This window comes from Deltaproteobacteria bacterium (assembly GCA_018668695.1).
Taxonomy (GTDB): Bacteria; Myxococcota; XYA12-FULL-58-9; order XYA12-FULL-58-9; family JABJBS01; genus JABJBS01.
Window position 1 is genome coordinate 1 of sequence record JABJBS010000130.1, and the last position, 6,584, is coordinate 6,584.

At 50.4% G+C, this 6,584-nt stretch carries 6 protein-coding genes; 3 read left to right on the top strand and 3 right to left on the bottom strand.

Features of this window, described 5'->3' with window-relative positions; all coding sequences use genetic code 11:
* Together HOK28_07145 and HOK28_07150 are read right to left on the bottom strand one after the other, a co-directional pair.
* The coding region (locus tag HOK28_07145) for an Hsp70 family protein (protein MBT6432849.1) at positions 1–398 on the bottom strand (398 nt) is incomplete at its 3' end.
* Between the two features lie 142 nt (positions 399–540).
* Entirely contained in the window at positions 541–1,365 is an 825-nt protein-coding gene (locus tag HOK28_07150; protein ID MBT6432850.1) for a hypothetical protein, read from the bottom strand.
* 269 nt (positions 1,366–1,634) lie between these two features.
* On the opposite strand from HOK28_07150, the gene HOK28_07155 reads away from it, so the two are divergent.
* From HOK28_07155 to HOK28_07165, 3 genes are read left to right on the top strand one after another with little or no spacing between them, the layout of a single operon-like run.
* Positions 1,635–3,503, top strand: a complete 1,869-nt coding sequence (locus HOK28_07155; protein MBT6432851.1) for a TIGR04551 family protein — start codon at positions 1,635–1,637, stop codon at positions 3,501–3,503.
* A gap of 15 nt (positions 3,504–3,518) precedes the next feature.
* Entirely contained in the window at positions 3,519–4,790 is a 1,272-nt protein-coding gene (gene lysA / locus HOK28_07160; protein MBT6432852.1) for a diaminopimelate decarboxylase, read from the top strand.
* On the top strand, positions 4,790–5,683 hold the full coding sequence (locus HOK28_07165) for a 4-hydroxy-tetrahydrodipicolinate synthase (GenBank protein MBT6432853.1): 894 nt from the start codon (positions 4,790–4,792) through the stop codon (positions 5,681–5,683). Before lysA ends, HOK28_07165 begins: the two co-directional genes overlap by 1 nt.
* Before the next feature lie 39 nt (positions 5,684–5,722).
* Here the strand turns inward: HOK28_07165 and HOK28_07170 are convergent.
* On the bottom strand, positions 5,723–6,584 hold an 862-nt coding region (locus tag HOK28_07170; protein MBT6432854.1), incomplete at its 5' end, for a glutamate--tRNA ligase.

Here is a 6,584-nt window from a genome sequence, read left to right on the forward strand (position 1 = left end):
ACTTCTTCACCGAGGTAGTTCTCAGCAGCACGCTTAAGCTTCTGGAGAATCTTTGCACTGACCTCTGGTGGAGCATACTGACGGCCGTTGGCTTCAATGAATGCCACATCGCCTTTACCAGCTACGAGCTTGTAAGGTACGCGATGCACATCTTTTTGAACTTCTACGAACCGGCGTCCCATAAAACGCTTGTTTGAAAAAATCGTGTTTTCAGGGTTGGTGACTGCTTGGCGACGAGCTACTTGCCCGACCATTGTTTCACCGTCTTTACCAAATGCCACAACAGATGGGGTTGTTCTTGCACCCTCTTCGTTGGTTAGTACTTTTGGTTCAGTTCCTTCCATGATCGCTACAACACTATTGGTTGTACCTAAATCGATACCGATTATCTTGCCCATGGATACTATCTCCTTGATTTGTAAGTCGTCGTCTTTATTGAGTTTCTCAAGAGACTCACGGCCAGTGCCGGAGCCGGTAATATGTGGAGATCTTTTAGACTGTCAAGCCATAGCGACCGGGTTGAAAAGCAGGTTTCGATCCCTAAAGTGCTACTTTTCGATCGCCTTGGTCCCCTAATTTCAAAATAGCCTGCTCAACCAACGGTTTTGCCTCGATGATTGTGAGCAAGCCTTTCAAATCAGAGGCGCTAAGACTCTGATATTGCTCAACTTCCTTAAATTCCTGCGCGCTCAGTGCGCCAGCTGCCTCGCTGGTCGTTATTGCGTTGAGTGCCTGCTCAATCGTTTGATCGCTTGGAAATTGTTCCAAAGCCCGAAGCACTTCTCGCCAATCTAAGAGATCTTTGAGTGCACAACGAAAGCCAGGAACCATGGAGCGGCTAGAAGTATCGAGAGGCAATTGCTCCAAAACCACAACCGCCACCTCTTCCATGGCCCGTAAAATGCCATATCCATAGCTCGTAACTTCCCGTTCAAGAGCTTCTCGATCGCCATCGGCGATGGCATGGTCGATGGCTCGCCCCATGGCACCAATTCGGCGCTCCAAAATCACGCAAGCTCCATAGACCAAGACAGTGTGAGGATCGCAGAAGAGAAATTCACCACCCGACTCCTCCAACCCAAGAGTTTCGAGCTCAAAATGTTGCTGAAAGCGGTGAGCAAAGCCTGAATCCTCGGGATCGACGGCCAAAGTTGCATAACTCTCATTCAGCATTTTCAAGCACGCGACTGTCTGCTCGATGGCCTGCGTCCATAATACTGGGTCTGGCTTGCCCTGAGCGGCTTCGCGAAGCATCACCAGTGAATCCCAGGATAGTTGGAGTTCGCGGCCAAGCCCTGAAGCCTCCTCGCCTGTATCGAGATCGCCCATGCAATCTTGCCATAATTTCGGTAAAGGTTGACTCATTGACTCCCCCTCATCTGTACACAACCGGCTTGGTATCTGTAGCAACGCGTGGATATCTCATGCACTCAGCACAACTTCAACCCATGGCCACTTGAAGCACTGCTACGAGCGTTGTAGTGTCGCGCGGCTTTAAATCAGCAAAAGCCTAGAAATTTCTAGCCAAAGCCCGCGGAAAGTAGTTCAAGGGTCTCGGCAAAAGGCTTCTGACAACGTAAAAGACTAATTCAGTCTTTGGAACTCAGAAGACATTACGTAGGATGGAGCGATAGATGGCTAGCTCAGCGTGGATAGCAATAACAATTATGATGGCACTGGCGCAGACCGATACGGATGCGAGCGCCACACCACCCCCAGCTCCGCCCGAAGCACCGGCTGCTCCGGCTGCTCCTGAACCACCGGCACCAGCTGCGACTTCAGCTGAACCGGAAGCCAAAAAACAAAAGAAAGAAATTTCTCTTGAAGATTGGAACCGCGACGACTGGATGCTCCTTAAGCCTGAACTTTCCATGCTTGAAGTTGATGGTTACCTTCGCATGCGCGCAGGACTCTACCGCAACCTAGACTTCGGTAACCGTTTTGTTGGAGCCGCTCTTCGCAACGGTACCTCCCGCTACCCAGCTCTTGCCGGTAATGTAGCTGAAAGCGAAGCTGCCGAGCGCGATGCCAACTTCAGTGGTACCAATCTTTCTCTCGCCTTAAACTCTACGATTAACGTCAGCAGTAATATTCAGGTACACCTCGGCTTGGACATTCTGGAAAATTTTATTATGGGATCGACTCCAAAGCTCTACGGTGACCAGCCCATCAACATCCTAAGCTCTGGCCAAGATGAAGCCACAAGTGGCGTCAACTCTATCAACGACGCAATCAAGGTTCGTTCTGTCTACGGTCGCCTCACTGCACTCAACGACCAACTTGAAGTTCGCTTCGGTCGCATGCCCAGCCACTGGGGCCTCGGTATGTTTATCAACTCAGGCGAATGCCTCGATTGTGATTACGACCAAACCGCTGACCGCATTTCCGCATCACTTCGTATGGCCGACCATGTTTTCGTCGGCATGTTTGACTGGGTTTCATCTGGACCAGCCTTTAACGCATTCGGAGCAGCGACCGGACAAGCACACGACGCGTTTACCTGGGACGATGTATCTCAGTACTCTGCGCAAGTTTTACGTGTTGATCATCCCGATGACATCCGTGACCACATCAACCAAGGTGAGTGGGTTATCAACTATGGTGCTTGGGCAATGCTACGACAGCAAGCTCGCGAGGTTGCTCCTGAGTTCTATACTGAGACAACCAACACCGGAGACGCTACTGACTTTGCACGTGATAACACAGACGCTCAACTCTGGGAGCGACGCAATGCAACGCTTTTCATGGGTGATGCCTTCGGACACCTCTATTTTGGTGACTGGGAAATCGCTGCAGAAGGTGCACTCGTTTACGGCGACTTCAGCGACTCAGCGGTAACAGCAGACACCGTCGACACGACGACTGTTCTTCAATGGGGTACAGCCCTGGATATTACCTATCACTTAGATCCTCCGGGCGAAGGTGCTGGCCTTGGCTTGCGTGCCGGTGCTGCATCGGGTGATCGTTGGGTTGGTATGGGCACAATGGACACCGCTGATAATCAGCGCGGCACCGTGACCGGAGATCAAACTAAGGATTCTTCGCTCAACAACTTTCAATTCAGTCCAAACTATCACGTCGACCTTTTACTCTTCCGCCAAATCCTCGGAACAGTAAGCGATGCTTGGTACATCCGACCAGAAGCCAGCTACGCTTTCACAGATGCGATCAGTGGTTCATTGGCAGGAATTTACTCACAAGCGTTCTTTCCTCAGTCAACACCACGTTGCTGGCCAACAACGACCGACGCTACAACGAACCCTGATCAAACCAGTGGCGAAAAAAGCTGCAACAGTGAGAAACCAGCTCAACAACCACTGGGTATTGAATTCGATGCTGAGCTAACCTACAAAAGCCAAATAGATGCTAACGGTGGCGGACTGCTTGCTAGCCTACGGGCTGGTATCCTCTTCCCACTCGGTGGCTTTGAAATCAACGATACAGAAACTGGTGAGACAAGCCTCGCTTGGACCATTCAAAGTACACTCGCCATCACATTCTAACCAGGAGAACATGCCGTGGACCATTTTCAAAGACAGGGTCCAACACTTCACTGTGAAGACGTCAATCTCCACCAGGTGGCAGAGCGCTTTGGAACGCCTACTTATGTGTACTCCAAAGCAACCATCACCCGGCACATCAAAGTTCTTCAGGAAGCCTTGGTTGGGCTACCTCATCACATCTGTTACGCCGTCAAAGCCAACGCAAACCTCGCAATCTTAGAAGTCATTCAAGAGCTTGGGTGCGGCTTTGATGCTGTTTCGGTTGGAGAACTCAAGCGGGTTGAGCACATTGGTGCAGATCCCAAGCAAGTTATATTCAGCGGTGTTGGTAAACGTGACGATGAAATTCGTAGCGCATTAGAAGCAGGTGTCCTCTACATCTGTGTTGAATCTGAAGAGGAACTCAGCGCAGTTTCCAGTATTGCGCAGTCCATGGGAATTTCTGCTCCAGTTTCAGTGCGAGTGAATCCAGATGTTGATCCCAAGACACATCCCTACATCGCAACCGGTCTAAACAAGAATAAATTTGGTATTCCGATGGACCGAGCCGAATCCATTTACAAAGAAGCGTTGGATAACCCAAATCTTAAGATGGTTGGCGTTACTTGCCATATTGGTTCGCAGGTCACTCAGCTTGATCCCTTTTTGGATGCGGCCCACCGGATGCTTAAGCTTACGCAAGCTCTTCTCGCTCAAGGATCGCCCCTTGAATACATGGGAATGGGCGGCGGCTTGGGTATCCCTTATGCGGGCGAAACACCTCCTCCCCCTCGCGAATATGGCGAAGCGTTAGCATCTATTCTCGGAGAGCTGGGACTTACCATCGTGTTTGAACCAGGCCGGGTTATCATTGGAAACGCCGGGGTATTACTCACTGAAGTTGTCAGAAGAAAAGAAGGCGCAACGCGAACGTTTACAATCGTTGATGCCGGAATGAATGATCTGATTCGCCCAGCTCTTTACCAAGCCCATCACGGCATAGAAGGTGTAGACGAAGTCGAAGGCCCCACAGCTCTTTGCGATGTCGTGGGTCCTGTGTGCGAAAGTGCTGATACTTTCGCCGACCAAGAGCAATTTCCTGTCTGGAAGCCCGGTTCTCTCTTGGCAATTCGCAGTTGCGGTGCCTATGGGTTCGTTATGGCATGCCAATACAACGGCCGGCCACGCCCAGCCGAAGTCCTCTGCGACGGCGGTCACGCCTACTTAATTCGAGAACGTGAAACGCTCGAACAACTTTGGACGGGTGAGATTCGATTGGACGTAGCGACAAGCTCAGGAGAGAAGTGATGGCTGCACATAAAAACGGTCCTACAGGTTCGATGACCGCTCTGGTCACTCCAATGAACAGCGATGGCAGCGTTGATTATGGCGCTCTTGATAACCTAATCGAAATGCAAATCGGTGCAGGCATCGATGCCTTGGTCCCCTGTGGTACCACAGGGGAATCAGCCACCATGACCGCGCAAGAGCGGCAAGACGTTATTGCCCATGTTGTTAAAACGTCGAACGGAAGAACCCCAGTTGTGGCCGGCGCCGGGGCCAATAGCACTGCAGTTGCAATCGATCACCAAAAACGAGCCGCCGATACAGGCGCAGAGTGGGCACTGGTCGTCACTCCATTCTACAACAAGCCAACCCCAACAGGTCTCTACCGGCATTACGAAGCCCTTGTTGATGCTGCCGATATTCCAGTCATTCTATACAATGTTCCCGGGCGTACCGGCTGCGACATGCTTCCTGAAACCGTCGCTCAAATCGCCAAGCTCGATGGAATTGTAGCCGTCAAAGAAGCCACCGCAGATATCTCACGCGTTCAAACCATCCGTGATCTTACCAGTGAAGATTTTAAAATCCTCTCCGGTGATGACGCCACCACTCTGGCTTTTATGAAGGCTGGCGGAGATGGGGTTATCAGTGTCGCATCTAACGTTGCTCCCAAAGAGTTTACCGACATGGTGCATTTCGCTCGAGACGGGGAGTTCGAAAAGGCTCAAAGCCTCCATGACCAAATGGCCGAGATTTTCGAGGTACTCTTTATTGAATCGAATCCAATTCCAGTAAAAACCGCACTGGCTCTCAAGGGTATGATGCAAGAGAACTTTAGGCTACCGCTCTGCGAAATATCAGCAGAGGCCCGCGTGAAACTCGAAGCAGCACTCAAGAATGGAAGCTGGATTTAAGGCGCCTAACCTCCAGGAAAGAAGTCAGGCTATGAACATTTATGATTCGGCTGGCGGCTTATAAGCCTTTAAGTGATTCGCGGCATTACGCAGACGCCGACGACACTTCTCTTTACCAAGAACAACCATTGATTCGAAAAGCGGTGGAGAGTCTTTACGGCCCGTCACTGCAATTCTTAATGGCATAAAGAACTCTTTGCCTTTGAGTTCAAGTTCTTCACGCAGCGCATTCATCGCCTCTTTGAGGCTATCAAGCTCAAGATCGGGTAAAGTGTCGATCACCTCAGCCGCTTTCAATAAAGCTTCGGCCATCTCCTTAGGCGTTCTCTTTTTAGGAAGCAGCATTTTCGTAGCGCTGGCGTCATAAACGCAATCGCCACCAAAGAAGAAAGAAGCCTTGTCGATGAAGTCTTCAAGCTTGTCGATGCGCTCGTGCATAAGCTCTGCCACCTCTAAAAGCATGTCGTCGCTTAACAAGAGTGCACGTAAATCTTTGACGATTTCTGCGCTTGGTCTCTCTCGTAGGTAAAGCCCGTTGAGCCACGTTAGCTTTTGCATATCAAAAACAGGGCCACCCAAAGAAATACGGCCGAAGTCGAACTCCTTCACCATTTTCTCGACTGTGAATTTCTCTTCACCGTCAGGCATGGTCCAGCCCATCATCCCAAGATAGTTCAGCATTGCAGATGGAAGAAACCCAGCTTCTTTATAGTAGTTGAGGCTCACCGGATTCTTACGCTTGGAGATTTTACTTTTATCCTTATTGCGCAAAAGCGGCATGTGGATAAATTCAGGCGCTTCCCAGGCAAATGCCTGATAAAGCAAAACGTGCTTTGGTGTTGATGAAATCCATTCCTCAGCTCGCATCACATGGCTGATCTTCATCAAATGGTCATCCACC

Bases quoted from the DNA above. Each gene is read 5' to 3' on its own strand.
- HOK28_07155 (MBT6432851.1), top strand. From the start codon at position 1,635: ATGGCTAGCTCAGCGTGGATAGCAATAACAATTATGATGGCACTGGCG.
- HOK28_07150 (MBT6432850.1), bottom strand. From the start codon at position 1,365: ATGAGTCAACCTTTACCGAAATTATGGCAAGATTGCATGGGCGATCTC.
- HOK28_07165 (MBT6432853.1), top strand. From the start codon at position 4,790: ATGGCTGCACATAAAAACGGTCCTACAGGTTCGATGACCGCTCTGGTC.